Source organism: Syntrophorhabdales bacterium (genome assembly GCA_035541455.1).
Taxonomy (GTDB): Bacteria; Desulfobacterota; Syntrophorhabdia; order Syntrophorhabdales; family WCHB1-27; genus JADGQN01.
This window is the reverse complement of the sequence record DATKNH010000131.1, coordinates 53,151-70,650: the sequence shown is the minus strand read 5'-3', so window position 1 is coordinate 70,650 and position 17,500 is coordinate 53,151. Positions and strand designations below refer to the sequence as shown.

The window sequence follows — 17,500 nt, the reverse complement described above, 5'->3', positions numbered from 1 at the left end:
GCCATAAGCTCTTCACGCGAAACAGCAGGCTGATCATCGGGGCCTTCTCCTCTGGAGGCAAATTCTTTAAGCCTGTCTGCGATCGTTCTGATTTCGGTCTCGATGATAATCCGTTCTTTCTCCTTCTCGGCGAGCGAATTGACTTTCTGCCTCTTCTTCTGAAGAAGCTCCTGCTGTGACTGACTGAGTGTTCCCCGTGTGGCCTGGACTTCACTCATTGCAGTCTGTTCGCTCACCAGTTGATCCCCGATCTGGGCGATCTCCTTCTCCAGTTTCATCTTCTCCCTGAATTCCCGGATGGAAATGCCCTTCTTCTCCTTGCTTGTAGTGACAAGACCCCGCGAGTCTATGCATATCTCTTTATCCCGGGCCAGAAAAATTCCTTCCTCACCTGCGTCGATGCGCCGGAACGCATCAGCCGCGCTTTCCACCCATGTGACCTGAATTTCTATCTCGCCTTCGCGCTGCTTGAAAAGACCTTTCTCCGGAAAGAAAATGAAATTGCCGCTGTACCCCTTCAGAACGTCGGTTGCAGCTTCAGAACCGGATCCCGACAGTACATGATATTCCATCTCGTCTGCAAAAAATTTCTCCAGGGCGCTTTCCGCCCCTTCCGGCGTTCGCACCAGGTCGATGAGCCTCTTGAAAGGAAGCGTCTGCTCTTTCTGTTTCTCGCCGATAGTCGCCAGCTTTTTGAAGAGTTCTTCCCTGCCTCTCTTTTCTCCTTTGAGCCGCTCAACACTGTCCCGCATACGGGCTATGTTATTCTCCACAGCCTGAAGACGCTCGAGAAGTTCCTGCTCTTCTTTGTCTATGCCAGCCTTCTCAGTGCTTTCGCGCTCTATTTGAGCTTTGAGGACGAGGCCTTTCTCCTCAAGGAGGACGAGTTTGCCCCGTAACCTTTTCTCTTCTTCGGACCGGCGCTCTTCCCTGACCCGGCGTTCCCTTTCCATTCTTTCCAGCTCAAGCATCCGGTTCTTCACTTCCGTGAGACTGCTCATCGAAACAAAAAGGCGGCTTCTCTCTTCCTCCAGTCTTGCCTCGAGTTCTTCAGTGACCGCCCTCAGTTCTTTCTTCTTTTCCTGCAGACTGTCGCTCTGCTGTTCGTCCTCTCGAAGAGATGCAGTTCCTTCGGCAATATCACGCTCCAAAGCCTGCACCTCATTCAGATGGCGTTCGCCCTGCGCGACAAGTTCTTTCACCTTCTCCTGAAGTTCAGTGATGGAAGCTGCCAACCGATCCCTTTCTTCCTCGACATAGTTGAGTTCGAGAAGGCGGTTCTCAGCGTCCTTTTCTTTTTCTTTGATATCAAGTTCGAGCTGTCGGGCAACAGTGTCAGCCAGCGATAGCTCCTCTTCTTTGGCGTCGATCGTTCTCTTGACCGATACCCGCTCCTCTTCTTTCTTTGTCAATTCCTGCTGAAGCTCTGTGTCACGTTCTCCAAGCCTCGCTTCCTTCTTTTCAAGCTTCACATAAGCATCTGCCAGGAGAGCGACCTCGATCTCCTTCAGCTTTTCCTTCAGACCGTTATATACTTTCAGCCTTTCCCATTCTTCTTCGGTCCTCTTCAGTCCCTTGATCACCTCGGCATAGATATCTTCGACACGCTCCAGATTTGTCTTTGTCTCTTCCATCCTCTCAAAGGCGTCTCTCTTTTTGTCCTCGAACCGGGTAATGCCGCTCGCCTCTTCGATGGCGGTGCGCCGCTCCAGAGGCTTCATCTGAGCAAAGTATTCGATATTTCCCTGTTCCAGGATCGCATAGGAGTTAAGCCCGATACCCGTTCCCAGAAAGAAATCCTGTACGTCCTTGAGCCGCACCTGCTCATTGTTTATGTAGTACTCATTCGTCCCGTCCCTGAAAATCCTTCGTTTTATGACAACTTCCCGATCACCTTCGGCAAGACCGATCACGACTTCCGCCATATTCACAGGCCTTTTCCCGTTGCTCCCGTGAAAAATCACGTCGCCCATCTCTTTGACACGCAGTGATTTCGTTCCTCGTTCTCCGAGCACCCATATGAACGCATCAACCACATTGCTTTTGCCACAACCATTAGGGCCGACGAGCGACGTAACTCCCTCGCCAAACCTGAAAACGGTCCTGTTCAGGAAGGATTTGAAACCGAGAAGTTCAAGCGAAAGCAGCTTCATGATAGTGAGGAGATAGCCCTTTCCATCCTTTTTTCTACCACATCTTTTCCAAGTATGCCGATCACCTCAAAAATACCGGGGCTGACACTCTTCCCTGTAAGTGCAACCCGTATCGGCTGTACAATGTCAACCAGCTTCTTTCCGTAATCCCTTGCGATACTTTCGATCAGCGATCGCTGATCTGCTTCATCGAGCGTTGAAAGCTGCCGGAAGTCGCCCAGGAAACGCTCCAGTATTGGCCTGGCTGCCTCCGTCAGAAACTTCGCTCTCGCTGAGGGCTCATATTCTATCTCTTCTCCAAAGAAGAATCCAGCCATCTGGGCCATCTCTTTGAGAGTTTTTGCCCTCCCCAGGAGATTTCGGATGATCCGGACGAGTGTCGCGCCCTCAGGGGCTGCATGGCCCCGCGCAACAATAAAGGGGGTGAGCCTGTCGGCTATCACTTCGACAGGCAGGGTTTTCATATAGTGGTCGTTCAGCCACAGAAGCTTGTCCATGTCAAAGATGGCGGGTGATTTGCCCACGTTCGGCAGATCAAATTTTTCAATCAGTTCCTCTTTCGAAAAGATCTCATCGTCGCCGTGCGCCCAGCCAAGCCTTGCAAGGTAGTTCATGAGCGCCTCGGGCAGGAAACCGTCCTCTTTGTACTCGAGCAATGAAGTAGCCCCGTGCCTCTTGCTGAGACGTGCCCGGTCCTTCCCGTGAATAAGCGGGACGTGGCCGAACCGGGGCACGGCAAACTTCAGCGCTTCGTACATGACTATCTGTCTTGGCGTGTTGTTGATGTGGTCGTCACCCCTGATGATATGGGTGATACCCATCAGGGCGTCATCCACCACCACGGTAAAATTGTAGGTTGGTGTCTGATCGGTTCTCAATATAACAAGGTCATCCAGTTCGTCGCACCGAAAATTGATTTCTCCCCGGACGAGATCGTCGAATCCCACCGTGCCTGATAAGGGGGTCTTGAATCGTATCACGTACGGTTTGCCCGGCTCCTCGTGGGTCCTTTCCCTGCAGGTCCGGTCGTAGGAAGGTTTCTGTCCCTCCTTCAGAGCCCGCTTTCTCTTCTCCTCCAACTGCTCTGCCGTACAGTAGCATCTGTAAGCATGACCCTCCTGCAAAAGCCGCAAGGCATATTCTTTGTAGAGGTCCATCCTGGTGCTTTGGAAGAAAGGCCCCTCGTCGTTTTCGATGCCCAGCCAGGCAAGGCCGTCGAGTATGCCATGCGTATACTCGTCCCTTGACCTTTCCCGGTCCGTGTCCTCGATCCGGAGCACAAATTTGCCCTTGTGGTGTCTCGCGAAAAGCCAGTTGAAAAGGGCTGTCCGCGCGCCCCCGATGTGCAATTGGCCCGTAGGGCTTGGCGCAAATCTCGTTCGTATCATTTTTGGCTATCAGAGGGGTTCGCGTCGCCTCCACACACTTCGTGGGTACCCGGCCAGCAAAGCCGTGCGAGCCTCCCCTCCACCCTCCACCCGCTGCGCGGCTGCGGGTACCCGGTCGCCGTGCGAGCTGTATAGATTTGGGAGTCTATTGTCTTCCCGAGTGACCTGAGAAGTATAAAGAAAATTTGCTGCTTCATCAACCCTTTTCCAGGATCGCGGGTCGCGAAAACAGCGGATCAGAAACTTCAGCACCTTCTGTCCGTCTGGCTGCGCCTTCCCTTTACACCTGTTTTCTTCTCTCGCCCGGCGCACTCCCCCTGACCTGCACCGCTCATGCTCTTCCGTGGCCCGTGAGTCTGGTCTTTATGCCGGAAAAACAAAGACTTATTGCGTTTTTCACACTAAACTGGTATACTATGCGCCATATGAGAATGGAGGTACGAATGTTGAAGGTTGGAGAGGTGGCAGTATACCCCGGGCACGGTGTAGGTAAGATTGAGCGGATCGAGGAGAAAGAGATTTCGGGCACCAAACAGGCTTTCTACATCATGAGAATTCTTGATTCCGACATGACGATCATGATCCCGACCGACGGAGCCAAGAATGCAGGGCTCCGCTACGTGATCGCCTCACGCGAAGTGGTCAAAGTGTACGAAATCCTTAAGGACAAGAATACCAATCATGACACGTCTCCATGGAACAGGCGGTACAAAGATTACATGGAGCGAATCAAGAGCGGGTCAATCTTCGAGATCGCGACAGTTTTGAGAGAACTTTATACACTCAGAACATGGAAAGAGCTCTCTTTTGGTGAACGAAAGATGTTCGAGACAGCAAGAAACCTCATCAAGAAAGAGCTCTCCATTGCGCTGTCCAAAGATGAGGACGAGATTGTGACAGATATAGAGAAGATCTTCTCCAATAACCACAGAGGTTAGTTTTTTGGATATTCTTGTCCAAATCTTCCTTGTTATTGTAACGTCGGCAACCAGCTACTTCATCGTAAAAGAAATGTTCGGCAGCAACCTGTTTGCGGCATTCGGTGCATTGGCCGGTGTGATACTGGGATACCTTGTAATAAAGCTGGAAGAGAAGTTAAAGGAGATTCCGCTCAAAGATCTGGTCGGCACGCTCGTGGGTATCACTGTGGGCCTCTTCGTTGCCAACCTGTTCATATCCAAACTCCTCCTCACCCATGCGAAAGATGTACCTGTAACGCTGCCTATCTACATACTTCTCTACTTCGTGATGGGGTATCTGGGTTTCAGGATCGGTGAAAAGAAGAGCCACACGCTCGACCTGTCGAAACTGCCCCTTTTTCACCACATGGAAGCCACCGAAGGAAATAAGATCGTCGACACCAGCACCATCATCGATGGCCGCATTGCAGATATTTGCGATACGGGATTCTTGGAAGGCACCCTGATTATCCCGCAGTTTGTCCTCTATGAAATACAGCATATCGCTGACCTGCAGGACCCTGTCAAGAAGACCCGCGGGAGGCGAGGCCTTGAGATTCTCCACCGCCTGCAGAAACAGACGTCCGTGAAGGTAAAGATCGTTGACTATGACTTCCCCAAACTCAAAGACGTGGACTCGAAGCTGATTGCCCTCGCCAAAAATATGAATGGCAAAATAATTACCAATGACTTCAACCTGAATAAGGTTGCAGAGCTTCAGGGCATAGAGGTGTTGAATCTCAATGAACTGGTGACTTCGTTGAAACCCGCAGTGCTGCCCGCGGAACAGATGACGATTCGCATCATTAAAGAAGGCAAGGAGTACGGTCAGGGAATAGGGTATCTCGACGACGGGACCATGGTTGTGGTTGATGATGCGCGAAAACTCCTCGGTAAAACAGTGGACGTCGTGGTCACAAGCCTCTTACAAACCTCCTCTGGACGCATGATTTTCGCTAAGCTGAAAGAGCAAGCAGGAAAAGAATTCTACTTCCCCGAAGAATACAAGCTGGAAGAACAGGTGAGATAGTTTATGAGGACCCTTGCGATCGTTCTTGCCGGAGGTGCCGGCAAGCGGATGGGCTCTTCAACGAACAAGCAGTTTCTTCTTCTCGACAACAGGCCCATCCTTGTCCACTCGTTACAGGTGTTCGAAGAGTCACGCCCGGTCGACGGGGTGTACCTGGTCGTCAATCAAAGAGACTTGCCGATGATCCAGGAAGAGATCCTGGAAGCCTACCGATTCAACAAGATTGTTAAGCTCGTGATCGGCGGTCGTCTTCGCCAGGATTCGGTGCGGAACGGGCTCGAAGCGATTGATGAGCCTTGTGATGTCGTAGTCATACATGATGCGGCCCGCCCTTTTGTTTCCCCGGCTTTTGTCGAAAAAAGTGTTTCTCTCATGGAAATGTTTGACGCCATCATACCAGCGTTGCCGGCCAGAGACACGATAAAAATAATATCGAAGGAGGGGTTTGTATCAAAAACCCTCGAAAGAGAGTCTTTGTGGCAGGTGCAGACACCGCAGACCTTCAAATATGATCTCATCATCAAAGCCTACCGGGAAGGTATTGCCAAGAAGCTGATGGGATATGACGATGCTGCATTTGTGGAGTACCTGGGTAAACGTGTAAAGGTTGTGGAAGGTTCACCCTATAATATCAAGATAACAACACCCGAAGACCTGGTAATTGCAAAAGGGATCCTCGCACAGCTAAAAGGCGGTACATGAGAGTTGGCGTTGGTTTTGATGTGCACGCGTTTGCCGAGGGGCGCAAATTGATTCTCGGGGGCGTGGCCATCCCATCTCGAAAAGGACTGCAGGGGCACTCGGACGGGGATGTGCTGCTCCACGCCATAAGCGACGCTATTCTAGGTGCTGCCGCCGACGGCGACATAGGCCAGTACTTTCCTGACTCCGACGAAAGCATCCGGGGGATAGACAGCGAAAAAATAGTTACCCACGCACTGGCCAGAGCACGCAGCAAGGGCCTCAGTGTCGTCAATCTGGACGCCGTGGTCATTTGTGAGGAGCCTAAGATAGGGCCCTATCGCGACCAGCTGAGACAGCGTATCGCCTCTCTTCTTTCCATCGACACCGGGCAGGTGAGCATCAAGGGGAAAACGGCAGAAGGGCTCGGCTTCGTAGGGAACGGACAGGGCATAGCAGTCTATGCTGTCTGTCTTCTCTCCGAATGATACCAATGATTCGCGTAAGGTTCGCTCCCAGTCCTACCGGCAATCTCCACGTGGGAAACGCGCGTACGGCCGTTCTCAACTATCTCCTGGCCCGCCATAACAACGGCACATTTCTCTTGCGTATAGAAGACACCGACGTCGCCAGATCCGAAGAAGCGTTTGTGCAGTCTATCCTCGATGATTTGCGATGGCTCGGTCTTTCCTGGGATGAAGGTCCATATCTGCAGTCGGAGCGCACCCCGATCTACCGTGAACATGCCGATGCTCTTCTCTCCCGCGGAAATGCCTACAAATGCTTCTGTACCAAAGAAGAAATAGAGGCTGAGCGCAGCAGTGCGCTTCACAGGAACCAAGCCCCGAGGTATAGCGGGAAATGCAGGTCGCTTACTGAAGCGGCTCGCCGGGCTATGGAGCAGGAAGGCAAGCCGTTTGTAATCAGGGTGAGGGCCCTGGAAGAAGAGATACGTTTCCGTGACGGGATGCACGGTGAGATCTCGTTCCCCCGCGACCACGTGGATGATTTCATACTCGTCAGACAGGATGGGCTACCTTCCTACAACTTTGCGGCGGCCGTGGATGATATGGTGATGGGAATCACTGATGTTATACGCGGGTCAGACCATGTTTCCAATACGCCAAAGCAGATCATGCTCTTCTCGATGTTCGGCAAACAACCCCCTCGCTATGCCCATCACGGACTGCTCGCGGGTCCGGACAGGAAGCCATTGAGCAAACGCCACGGCGCCACCAGTATTATCGATTTCAAGAATATGGGCATTTTTGCGGAGGCGCTGGTCAATTACCTTGCCATCATAGGCCGCAGCATGCAGGATGAGCTTCTTGGGATGAACCAGCTGGCGAGCACCTTTTCTATCGATTCCTTTTCAGGTTCAGATTCCTTCTTCGACCTTGACAAGCTTCTGTGGCTGAATGGCGCCTACATGCGTACCCTGCCGCTCGAGCGGATTCTCTCGGAACTGGGATTAAGCAGGGAATGGGCTGAGAGGGTGGCAGCACTCCGCGAAAACGGAAAGACACTGGTACAGCTTAGGGAGATGCTGGACATTTTTGATACCGCGGGGATTCACCCCGACGCACTCGAGTACCTCACTCGGATTAAAGGCTTAGGCAATCCGGTGCGGCTTCTCGAAGAGACACTCACGCGGGATCACAAAAAGTCCTTCGAGGAAATTTACGAGATCGTCGAGAAAGAAACTCACCTCGCCAAGAGAGATGTAATGATGCTCTTGCGCATTGCCATCACGGGAAGAAAGAGTGGCCCACCTCTAAAAGAAGTTTTCAGACTCATACCGCAGCATCTTGTGCTGGAGAGAGTAGCATGTTTGCAGAGAACATTCGGCAATTCGGTAAACGCCTGAAAGGTTTCTTTCGCAGCCTTTCGTTGAGGACTCAGCTCCTGCTGATCCTTCTCTTTCTTCTCCTCACGTCTATCGGTTCCCTCACCATTATCTATACGAAGAGTGAGGAACTTATCCTGGAAAAGGTAACTGACAACATTGACGATATCACCAAGGCGATCCAGATTAGCGTTGAGGAACTCACGTACCGGGGAGACAGCACACAGAGGTTAAAAACATATGTTGACACGTTAAATAAGAAAGGGATCCGTGAAATCTCAATTCTGAGTGATGCCTCAGAAGTTATAGCCAGCTCAGACCCGCGGAAGATAGGCACCGTGCAGCAGCCTCCCAAGAAATCAACGGCGTCGCCCGATAAAACAGGCAGAAAAAAAGATCTGATGATCACGGCCCGGCTGGGTGAAGAAACCGGCAAGAAAGAAGGACAGCGCCTCTATAGCGTTATCATGCCTGTTTCAATCAAGGGGCAGAAAATGGGCTACATCCATGTGAGCATGGTCCTTGATGACTATAAATACCTGCAGAGAAGGAATCACTTGAAAAGAGTCCTCAGCACGATTTTCGCATTCAGCATCGGGATCATCATCTGCCTGATCTTTGCGGAAAAGTACACGGAGCCTATCAAGAAGATTGCCAATGCAGCCAAAAAGATAGCAGATGGTCAGCTCGTCAGGATACGCGAAACCAGCCGCAGGGATGAAATCGGGGTTATGGTCAAGAGCTTTAACGAGATGGTGGACAAGCTGAGCGAAAGAAAAGAGCTGGAAGAGAAGCTGAAAAAGACAGAGCAGCTTTCCATGATAGGTCAACTCGCATCGGGCATTGCGCACGAAGTGCGAAATCCTCTCAATTTTCTTTCTCTTTCCATCGGCCATATAAAAGAGCGCATCCTCGAAGAAAACGTCACTGGCAGAGAAGATATCACCGCCCTTCTGGACAACTTGAAAAAGGAGATTTACAGGGTCAACGAGCTGATCAACAATTTTCTTTTTGTAGGGAAGCCCATTGTTCTGAATAGAACCTGGGTAACGCCGGGCGCCCTTGTGAGCGATGCTCTCTCAATGGTGAAAGACAAGGTAAGGGATGGCATCGACGTTCGCACTGTCTGCAAAGACGGCGGGCAGATATACTGCGATCCCGAATATATGAGAATCTGCGTGATCAATTTGCTTCTCAATTCGATACAGGCCATAGAAGATAGGGGAACGATTCTCGTCGAATGCGGCCGGGATCACGGGTTCTCCTACATTTCTGTGACGGACGACGGAAAAGGTGTGGCCCAGGACGAGGTCGGAAAAATCTTTGAACCTTACTATTCTACAAAGAAATATGGTATCGGTCTTGGACTCACAATCACCAAGAGGCTGGTCGAAGAGCACGGAGGCACCATTTCCATGGACAGCTCTTCAGGACAAAAGACCGTGACGACAATAAGGGTGCCTTTCCATGAAACATGATGCAAACACAGTTCTTGTTGTTGAAGACGACAAGAATCAACGAGAGATCATCAAGACTATCCTGGTGAAGGAGGGCTACTACGTTGAGGATGTCGGTACCGGGGCAAAAGCTATCGAGATCCTGAAAAATGGCAATTTCGATGTTGTCCTGACTGATCTGCGGCTGCCAGACATCGAAGGAACGGAAATCCTCAAGGAGGTAAAGTCTCAGAATCAGCCTTGCCACGTAATCATCGTCACAGCTTTTGGCTCGATCCCTTCTGCCATAGAGGCCACAAGGCTGGGAGCTTTTCATTACCTTGAGAAACCTCTTGAAAAGGACCAGCTCCTCCTCGTCATACAGAATGCGATTGACCAGGTGCGCCTGCTCAAAGACAACATCAGGCTCAAGGACCAGCTTGTCGACAAGTTTCAGCTTGATAATATCGTCGGCGATCACGGGAGCATGCATGAACTTTTCCGAATTGTGAGAAGGGTTGCCCCTACAAATTCCACCGTTCTGATTTATGGTGAAAGCGGCACAGGAAAGGAGCTTTTTGCCAAAAGCATCCACTACAACAGCCCGCGCAGACAGTACCCGTTTTTCGCCATCAATTGCGCGGCGATTCCGGAAACCTTGCTGGAAAGCGAATTATTCGGGTACGAGAAGGGGGCTTTCACCGGGGCCGTTACAAGGCATATCGGGCTGTTCGAGCAGGCAAATCACAGCAGCCTCCTGCTCGATGAGATCGGTGATTTGACCTTGCCCATGCAGGCAAAAGTTCTGAGGACCATCCAGGAGAAGGAGATACGGCGGATCGCCGGAAAGGAGACGATCAAGCTGGACGTGAGGCTTATCGCTGCAACAAACAAGAAGCTGGAAGAGGAAATCAAGACAGGCAGATTCCGACAGGATCTCTACTATCGACTCAATGTTATCGCCTTCACCATACCACCTTTGAGAGAAAAAATGACCGATATCCCTGTGCTCGTCGAGCATTTCCTGAAGAAACTGAACGCGTCACATGAAAAAAAGAAAAACGTGTCGAATGACGCACTGCAGCTTCTCATGGCCTATTCATGGCCCGGCAACATCAGGCAACTCGAATCGGTTACGGAAAGAGCATACGTGATGAGCGAAGGTGATGTCATAGGCGTTGAAAATATACCTGAAGAGATCAAAAATGGCCAAGAGAGGCAGCTTGTCCAGCAGACGCTCCGGCACAAGATAGAGTTTCTGATTGATTCAAGACTTACGGCTGCTGAATACAGGCTCTATCTCTACCTGTCAAGCCTTGACCCCCTTGACCCCGCATACCCGACAATGATCGAACCAAAGAAGATCGTGGAGCGGCTCGCCATTAACAAAGACACGTTCTATACGGCTATCGCGAAGCTTAAAGAATTGGGTCTCTACGACTTCAAACTCCGCACCAGCCAGTCTCACGCAAAAGGCAACGCGTAAGGCAGCGTCGGACAAATCTTCGTCGGAAATCTCCGACTGGGTAGCGCATCGAAAGTCGGAAAAATCCGACATATTAGACGTGGATCTAGGCTCCTTCCTCGTAACTATTGAATATTACACGTGTGATACGATGCACCTCTCCTGGCATAGCAGATGCACCTCGATGGAGCAGGTTTGCAAATAACTTGGAAAGGTGGTGATACCAACTGAAGAAGGCGTTGTTAATCGCTCTGATGTCAATCATCAGCGCTGCGTTCGTGACATCTCTTCTTGCTCAAAGCTCCACAGGCAAGCCCGCAGCGGCAGCCACCCAGAAGGCTCATGCGACAGCGCCCGAAAATAAGCCTGTCGTTGAAAGAAAAGCCCCCGGGAGCAAAACCCCCAAAGGCAAGACGCACCGATACACCGGCAACGTCACGAAGGTGGATACCACGCAGAAAACCATAGTCGTAAAAGGCAAGAAAGACGAAATGACTTTCGACGTGGGTAAGGCTCAGTTCAAGGGAGATGTGAAGGAAGAGGACAGGGTTACCGTGACGTACGTGAAGAAGGATGGTACGATGATGGCTTCTTCCGTTGTCAAGGCAGGATCGGAAAAAGAGATGCAAAAGCAGATGCAAGTGGGCGCGAAGCCCATAAAGCCTGCATCTGCAAAAAAGTGAAGGAACAAAAACAAAAAACCAAAGGAGGATAGTATGAAGAGAGCATTTTTGATTGCACTGACGTTAGTGATCAGCGTTGCGTTCGTGACCGTAGTGTTTGCGCAGGCGCCTGCGCCCGAGAAGAAGGCTGCTCCTGAGAAGACTATGAAAGCGCCAGCATCGGGCCAGAAAGAAGAGAGTGGCCCGCAGTCACCCGCGGAGAAGAAAGCCGACATGAAAAAGGCTCCGAAGGCTCCGAAGGGCGGACAGAAGGAAGAGAGCACCGCAGCAGGCGAGTCAAAGAAGGCTGACAAAGGACCGGCTCCGAAGGCTGAGAAGGGCGGACAGAAGGAAGAGTCTCCCCCGGCCCCGGCAAAGAAGTAAAGCATTGATCACGAAGATAAGGGGGCCTCTTAGGCCCCCTTTTTACGTGGCTCCTAAATAGTAGGCGGATCGGGTTCTATGCGCACGCCCGTGAGTCCGTAAAGCCACGAGAATAGCTCGGCAAAAATATCCTCATCTCCCTTCAGAACCAGTCGCCAGTGCAGTCCGCCCTTTTTTGTGAGCATCGGGCCTATCATCTTGCTGTCAAATCCTTCCTCCCTGACCCGTTCGACTATCCGTCCGACCAGGCGTTCACCCTGCTCACCCTTCTTCCACACTTCGACCAGAAAAAATCTCACGTAAGGCGGGAATTCTGCCAGTTTTCGCTTGGCCAGTTCTTCTGCATAGAAACGATCCTGATCGATCAGGTGAGAAGTATCGATGAGACCTCTCCTGCCAACAACCAGCAGAACTTCTTCAGGCAGAAGAGCGTCAATCAAGTTCCTGAACGTCTGGTAAATTCTCTCATGCGCCCTGTAACCGGCCATCCAGAGAAATTCTTCTTGTCCCAAAAGTACAAGCCTTCTCACGCGTAGCCCGTAGATTCGAGAGAGCATCTGAGTACCGATCACAAGGGTGCCCGGAGCGCGAGATGACTCGAGGAGCGACTGCACATCTTTCTTCTTCAGGCTCTCGGCAGTAATCCTGAGTACCCGCTGTTCCGTTGCGGCTGCGCTGAGTCTCTCTTCGACAAATTCCACTCCGGTCGAGGAGAATTGGATGAGGCTCCCGCCGCAGTGGGCGCACCTTTCGTCGTACGGAAAGCTCTTCTTGCAGGCGGAGCAGACGAGTCTGTCCTGCTCCCGTTGGTACGCTAAAGGGATTTCACAGTCAGGGCAGAGAAAAGGCTTCTTGCACTCGAGACAGTAAAGACGAAAGGCGTAATCTTTCCGGGGAGTGTAGATTGCCATGGTCTCCTTGCTCTGCAGCGTGCTGTCAATTACTTCGGCAAGGCCGGCGGGTATATGCTCCCGTATTCTACTTTCGGTCGTGATCTCCGCCACGCGTCGTCCGAGGCAGAGGTCCTGTTCCTTCTCCAGCGCTATTGCTCCCTCCTCTGCGAGCCGCACAAGATCGAGTGGAGGTGAAGCGCTGCCGAATAGAATCGGTACCCTGTTCAGTTCCGCAGTCTTCAGAGCAAGCCTCACTGCATGGAAATGAAACGCCTCCTCGTTCCTGTATTCATCTTCCTCGGGCCGTTCCACGATGATCATGCCTCTGCGCAGTATCGGCAACAGCAGGGCGCTCTTATTACCGAGGACAAGGGACCCTGTTTCTGTCCTCGTCCTGAAAAAAACTTCCATCCGGGCCTTGGGCTGAGAGCTGGTATACCAGACCACACACTTGCCAAGAGCCTCTACCAGGAGACGATAAAAATAATCGCCCACCACATGGTAATCGGGTAACAACAACAGCACGTTCTGTCCTTGATCAAGGCATTCCGAAATTACCGCAAGATACTTTTCCTTGCGCTGTGCGACGTCCGCTACGTATAGCGCAGGCCGGTATTCTTTTCTGAGCACACTCTCGGGGAGAGGACGAAACGAAGCTCCGGTATACGAGTCCGTAAACTCCACGAGCCCCTGACGATAGTAATCCCAGAGTTCCCGCTTACCCGCCTGCACAGATGCTGCTTTCACCGGAAGACCGTCGAGGTGCCGGAACCGGTCGTCCGTCGCTTTTATCAGGAGATACTTCACTATGTTAAGCTTAGGAGGCAGAGCATATTTCAGTACTACGCCGATCGGCGTAACGTAATAGTGTGACGCCCACCGGCACAGCTCGAACGTCTTGTCATCGATCAGCGGAAAAATATCGAGGATGTCCGCAAGTTCCTTGAGGCCCTCCTTTTCTCCTTCTTCGAGAGACAGAATAAAGCCTATCAGCGTGCGGCTGCCAAAAGGAACGGTTACCCTCACCAGGGGCTTTGCGAAACTCTCCAATCGCCCGGGGACAGCATAGGAAAATGTTTTGTTGAGGGGCAAAGGCAGCGCTACATGCGCAATCATGTAGAAAGCAAGAAGTCTTTCAGGTCAAGGTTCTTGACCAATTTAACGCCACGTACAGTTTCGCCCAGAAAGCGGCTTCCTATTTCAGAAAAAGTATCCGGTGAGTCGGTGACGAAATAGCTGACCCCACCGGTCCCGGATTCCCTCAGTAAACCGCGGGCACTCAAAAGATCCTGAACCTGCGCCGCTGTTTCCCTGCCGGTATTGACGATGAAAACATCCGAGCCGATTTCCTCCCGTATAGTCGGCTGGAGGATGGGATAGTGCGTGCATCCCATGACAAGCACATCTATTCCGCTGTCATGAAAGGCGGTCAGGTATTGCCGTACGACCAGATGCGCAACATCCGAATTTTCCCATCCCTCCTCAACGATCGGGACAAAAAGAGGACAGGCCTGCGAAAAGACCTGTACGTGGCGGTCGATTCTTCTGACGGCCCGTTCGTAAGCCATGCTTTTCACCGTTGCTTTTGTGCCGATGACACCCACCTTCTTGCTCCTTGTCTGCCTTACAGCGGCCGAGGCGGCGGGATCGATCACACCGATTACAGGGATAGGTAATTTCCTTTTGAGAATGGTCAGTGATAAAGCAGAAGACGTGTTACAGGCGATCACCAGCGCCTTTATGCCTTTCGCGAGCAAAAAAAGAGCAGTCTCGAGCGCGTAGCGGGTCACCGTGTAGGGTGATTTGTTACCATACGGCACACGCGCTGTGTCCCCTAAGTAAATGATATTTTCCTTCGGCAGAAGATCTCTTACTTCTTTGAAGACAGTGAGCCCGCCGATCCCCGAATCGAACATTCCGATTGCAAGATTTTGCATCGCCAAAGCTTATGTGACAGGCTGCTAAAAGTCAAGGAAGGAACCCGGTACAGCGAGGATGCGTCAAGGTTTAAGGAGGCCCAGTGCTTTCCGCACCTCGTCCATTGTTTCAATAGCCAACGCGCGGCACGCATCAGCACCTTGTTTAAGAGCGTTCATAACGTAAGCGTGGTCATTCTGCAGAGCGAATGCCTTCTCCCGAATTGGCGTTAATTCTACCATCATCTGTTTGAAAAGAACTTTCTTGCAGTCGATGCAGCCTATCGACGCTGTGCGACATCCTTTATCCAGTTCACTGGTTGCCTGCTCGGGCGAGAAGGCTTTATGCATGGTAAAGATGTTACAGATATCGGGGTCTCCGGGGTCGCTCCGTCTGACACGATTCACGTCGGTTACCGCGGTGCGCAGCTTTTCCCACATTGTGCTCTCTTCTTCCAGGATCCCGATATAGTTGTTGAGGGTTTTGGACATCTTACTTTTACCCTCGGTTCCAAGAATCCTGGGCGCACAGGAAAGGATCACTTCAGGCTCAGGAAAGATCTGGCCAAACCGGCTGTTGAATTTCCGAGCCACTTCCCGTGAGAGTTCCACGTGCTGTACTTGGTCCTCCCCTACCGGGACGTATCCTGCCTTGTATATGAGGATGTCAGCCGCCTGCAACACGGGGTATCCCATAAGGCCCATATTGATGTTGCTGCGATGCTGCCTCGATTTGTCCTTGAACTGGGTCATGCGTTCCACCTCACCCACAGGCGTCACGCAATTGAACACCCAGGCGAGTTCTGTGTGTTCCGGGACGTGAGATTGGATCGTGACATGACATTTTTCCGGCGTTAGCCCGCAGGCGAGCAAAATAACCGCGGTGTCGAAGCTGCGCCGACTCATCTCGGCGGTATCGTATTCGACAGTTATGGCGTGATAATCCACCACCGAGTATATGCATTCATGCTCTTCGAGCAGGGCAACCCACTGCCGTAGCGCACCAACGTAGTTTCCAATGTGAATGTCACCTGTAGGTTGAATTCCGCTAAAGATTCTCTTCACTGAGCGCCTCCGAAAGCATGGTTAATCTACACTAGAGCAGAACAAAAAATCAACAGCGAGAAGCGCTGCTTGTCAGCCGCCTTTGCGCCCAAAATACGATCCAGCATGAAAGAATTGACATGATTTTGGAAACGTACTATATATATGCCATATCCATTTATTGTATACAGTACCCGCAGCAAAGCGTTCTTTTCGGGAACCAATCAGCATAATCTATTGGCCCGGAAAGAGGACATCACTCACAAGACTCATGTAGCCGAGGAGGTAAGAGCAATGGCCGGCCGGGAACAAGAGCAGGAAACAGCAAGAAAGAGAAGGCTTCTGAGGGAACACGTATATACGGGTGTCAAGAACGCCATTATAGGGGGCGATTTTCAGCCGGGCAAACGACTGATTGAAGAAAAGTTGGCGGCTGATATGGTTACAAGCAGAACGCCCGTGAGGGAAGCGATTCAAAAGTTGGAAAAGGAAGGCCTCATCTTCCGACTGCCAAGGGGAGGCTTTGCAGTCAAGCCCGTCACCGAAGAGGAAGTAGAGGAAATACTGGGACTGCGAAGTATACTTGAGGGATATTCCGCGTATCTTGCTACCTCAAGAATCACGGATGCGGAGCTTAAAGAGCTTGACCAGATCATAGAGAAAGAGGAGGAATGCCTTAAGCATCTCGATGTTGAAGAATTTATACGCCTCGATGGCGAGTTTCACGATGTGCTCTACAAGGCAGCGAAGAATGCACGTCTATACACACTCCTGAACGATCTCAGAGACTACATGTATCGCTACCGAGTGATTATTCTCCATTATCAGAGGAAGCTTGATCTCGCCGTACAAGACCACAAGGAAATGGTCCAGTCCATAAAGGCAAAGAGTCCGCGACAGGTTGAGAGGCTGGTACGTAAGCATGTCGGCAGAGGAAGAGAGATCATCAAGAAAAAGATCAGACAGGGCGAGCAGGCACGCGTCTGGTAAAAACGATCTTCATAACAATTCTCGTAACGCTTTTGGGCATCGGCGGAGATTTGCATGCAGAGGGCAGCTTTGCACCAACCACCACTGCTCAAAGCGGACCCGACTCCGCGCGAGATGCTCCGCCGGTCGTAATCATCTCGCCACAGCAAGACAGTGAGGCCCAACCGAAACGCAATCACATACTGGCAGAAGATGAAGCCTACGACCTGATCTGGAACCTGCCGGAAGTCCGTAAAGAGATCGAAAAAATACTGGAAGAAGGTGGCACCCCCCTGGCGACAGTTGTCGTGAGGCCCGACTCCGGTGACGATAATGACAAGAACCAGGGAGGGAATTCCTTCTATGCCATTCGCTTTCAGGGCTTACAGGCGAATAAGGTGTCTATCGACAGGCTCTTCTATGTCGACGCTTTGTCCGGCATAGTTCTCGTTTACGATACGTTCAAGGAAAGAGCGATTCCTCTCGATGAATGGCGCCGGGGGAACTGAGTTGAGATATGGAGCGCCGTCCCATTCGTCATGACACGAATGGCTGCCTCCGAAGCCTTTATTAGTCCGCATTCTTATGCTATAGTGCTGCTTATCGAAACCGCAGTGTGTACACGATCGCACCCTCGATCCTGATGTTTTTTACTGCTTTGTAGAAAAAGGAGC

General features: G+C 51.4%; 16 protein-coding genes. 11 read left to right on the top strand and 5 right to left on the bottom strand.

All coding sequences use genetic code 11. The features are described 5' to 3' along the window. Both VMT71_14430 and gltX (VMT71_14425) read right to left on the bottom strand, forming a co-directional pair. On the bottom strand, positions 1 to 2,153 hold a 2,153-nt coding region (locus VMT71_14430; protein HVN25167.1), incomplete at its 3' end, for a hypothetical protein. Continuing rightward, entirely contained in the window at positions 2,150 to 3,541 is a 1,392-nt protein-coding gene (gene gltX / locus VMT71_14425; protein HVN25166.1) for a glutamate--tRNA ligase, read from the bottom strand. The genes gltX (VMT71_14425) and VMT71_14430, both read right to left, overlap by 4 nt. A 443-nt stretch (positions 3,542 to 3,984) precedes the next feature. Between gltX (VMT71_14425) and VMT71_14420 the strand changes: the two genes are divergently transcribed. The 9 genes from VMT71_14420 to VMT71_14380 all read left to right on the top strand — a co-directional run bounded on the left by VMT71_14420 (position 3,985) and on the right by VMT71_14380 (position 12,004). Continuing rightward, positions 3,985 to 4,479, top strand: a complete 495-nt coding sequence (locus VMT71_14420) for a CarD family transcriptional regulator (GenBank protein ID HVN25165.1) — start codon at positions 3,985 to 3,987, stop codon at positions 4,477 to 4,479. Positions 4,480 to 4,483: 4 nt separating this feature from the next. Next, the gene (locus tag VMT71_14415; GenBank protein ID HVN25164.1) at positions 4,484 to 5,530 is read left to right on the top strand and encodes a PIN domain-containing protein; all 1,047 of its coding nucleotides are present in this window, start codon (positions 4,484 to 4,486) and stop codon (positions 5,528 to 5,530) included. A gap of 3 nt (positions 5,531 to 5,533) precedes the next feature. Next, entirely contained in the window at positions 5,534 to 6,232 is a 699-nt protein-coding gene (gene ispD, locus VMT71_14410) for a 2-C-methyl-D-erythritol 4-phosphate cytidylyltransferase (protein ID HVN25163.1), read from the top strand. Next, the gene (gene ispF, locus VMT71_14405) at positions 6,229 to 6,699 is read left to right on the top strand and encodes a 2-C-methyl-D-erythritol 2,4-cyclodiphosphate synthase (GenBank protein HVN25162.1); all 471 of its coding nucleotides are present in this window, start codon (positions 6,229 to 6,231) and stop codon (positions 6,697 to 6,699) included. Before ispD ends, ispF begins: the two co-directional genes overlap by 4 nt. A gap of 5 nt (positions 6,700 to 6,704) precedes the next feature. Beyond that, a complete protein-coding gene (gltX, locus tag VMT71_14400; protein HVN25161.1) occupies positions 6,705 to 8,078 on the top strand; it encodes a glutamate--tRNA ligase in 1,374 nt (457 codons plus the stop codon). Continuing rightward, the gene (locus VMT71_14395) at positions 8,039 to 9,535 is read left to right on the top strand and encodes a HAMP domain-containing sensor histidine kinase (GenBank protein HVN25160.1); all 1,497 of its coding nucleotides are present in this window, start codon (positions 8,039 to 8,041) and stop codon (positions 9,533 to 9,535) included. Before gltX (VMT71_14400) ends, VMT71_14395 begins: the two co-directional genes overlap by 40 nt. Next, positions 9,525 to 10,979 carry a sigma-54 dependent transcriptional regulator gene (locus VMT71_14390; protein HVN25159.1) on the top strand — a complete coding sequence of 485 codons (1,455 nt, stop codon included), beginning with the start codon at positions 9,525 to 9,527 and terminating at the stop codon, positions 10,977 to 10,979. The genes VMT71_14395 and VMT71_14390 overlap by 11 nt, the downstream gene beginning before the upstream one ends. A gap of 233 nt (positions 10,980 to 11,212) precedes the next feature. Continuing rightward, a complete protein-coding gene (locus tag VMT71_14385; GenBank protein ID HVN25158.1) occupies positions 11,213 to 11,641 on the top strand; it encodes a hypothetical protein in 429 nt (142 codons plus the stop codon). 33 nt (positions 11,642 to 11,674) lie between these two features. Then, positions 11,675 to 12,004, top strand: coding sequence for a hypothetical protein (locus VMT71_14380; GenBank protein HVN25157.1), 330 nt, complete (start codon positions 11,675 to 11,677; stop codon positions 12,002 to 12,004). Between the two features lie 53 nt (positions 12,005 to 12,057). On the opposite strand, the gene VMT71_14375 is transcribed toward VMT71_14380, so the two are convergent. The 3 genes from VMT71_14375 to trpS all read right to left on the bottom strand — a co-directional run bounded on the left by VMT71_14375 (position 12,058) and on the right by trpS (position 15,878). Then, complete coding sequence (locus VMT71_14375; GenBank protein ID HVN25156.1) at positions 12,058 to 14,013, bottom strand: hypothetical protein; 1,956 nt, start codon at positions 14,011 to 14,013, stop codon at positions 12,058 to 12,060. Continuing rightward, on the bottom strand, positions 14,010 to 14,834 hold the full coding sequence (gene murI, locus VMT71_14370) for a glutamate racemase (protein ID HVN25155.1): 825 nt from the start codon (positions 14,832 to 14,834) through the stop codon (positions 14,010 to 14,012). Before murI ends, VMT71_14375 begins: the two co-directional genes overlap by 4 nt. A 63-nt stretch (positions 14,835 to 14,897) precedes the next feature. Continuing rightward, positions 14,898 to 15,878 carry a tryptophan--tRNA ligase gene (gene trpS, locus VMT71_14365; GenBank protein HVN25154.1) on the bottom strand — a complete coding sequence of 327 codons (981 nt, stop codon included), beginning with the start codon at positions 15,876 to 15,878 and terminating at the stop codon, positions 14,898 to 14,900. 273 nt (positions 15,879 to 16,151) lie between these two features. Here trpS and VMT71_14360 point away from each other — a divergent pair, with 273 nt between their 5' ends. Next, positions 16,152 to 16,847, top strand: coding sequence for a GntR family transcriptional regulator (locus VMT71_14360; GenBank protein ID HVN25153.1), 696 nt, complete (start codon positions 16,152 to 16,154; stop codon positions 16,845 to 16,847). 50 nt (positions 16,848 to 16,897) lie between these two features. Continuing rightward, positions 16,898 to 17,335 carry a hypothetical protein gene (locus tag VMT71_14355; GenBank protein HVN25152.1) on the top strand — a complete coding sequence of 146 codons (438 nt, stop codon included), beginning with the start codon at positions 16,898 to 16,900 and terminating at the stop codon, positions 17,333 to 17,335. Positions 17,336 to 17,500: the final 165 nt, after the last annotated feature.

What these genes read in the sequence shown, in the direction of transcription:
- VMT71_14385 (HVN25158.1), top strand. Translation starts at nt 11,213, where the DNA reads ATGTCAATCATCAGCGCTGCGTTCGTGACATCTCTTCTTGCTCAAAGC.
- gltX (HVN25161.1), top strand. Translation starts at nt 6,705, where the DNA reads ATGATTCGCGTAAGGTTCGCTCCCAGTCCTACCGGCAATCTCCACGTG.
- VMT71_14380 (HVN25157.1), top strand. Translation starts at nt 11,675, where the DNA reads ATGAAGAGAGCATTTTTGATTGCACTGACGTTAGTGATCAGCGTTGCG.
- murI (HVN25155.1), bottom strand. Translation starts at nt 14,834, where the DNA reads ATGCAAAATCTTGCAATCGGAATGTTCGATTCGGGGATCGGCGGGCTC.
- ispD (HVN25163.1), top strand. Translation starts at nt 5,534, where the DNA reads ATGAGGACCCTTGCGATCGTTCTTGCCGGAGGTGCCGGCAAGCGGATG.
- ispF (HVN25162.1), top strand. Translation starts at nt 6,229, where the DNA reads ATGAGAGTTGGCGTTGGTTTTGATGTGCACGCGTTTGCCGAGGGGCGC.
- VMT71_14375 (HVN25156.1), bottom strand. Translation starts at nt 14,013, where the DNA reads ATGATTGCGCATGTAGCGCTGCCTTTGCCCCTCAACAAAACATTTTCC.
- VMT71_14395 (HVN25160.1), top strand. Translation starts at nt 8,039, where the DNA reads ATGTTTGCAGAGAACATTCGGCAATTCGGTAAACGCCTGAAAGGTTTC.
- VMT71_14420 (HVN25165.1), top strand. Translation starts at nt 3,985, where the DNA reads ATGTTGAAGGTTGGAGAGGTGGCAGTATACCCCGGGCACGGTGTAGGT.
- gltX (HVN25166.1), bottom strand. Translation starts at nt 3,541, where the DNA reads ATGATACGAACGAGATTTGCGCCAAGCCCTACGGGCCAATTGCACATC.
- VMT71_14360 (HVN25153.1), top strand. Translation starts at nt 16,152, where the DNA reads ATGGCCGGCCGGGAACAAGAGCAGGAAACAGCAAGAAAGAGAAGGCTT.
- VMT71_14390 (HVN25159.1), top strand. Translation starts at nt 9,525, where the DNA reads ATGAAACATGATGCAAACACAGTTCTTGTTGTTGAAGACGACAAGAAT.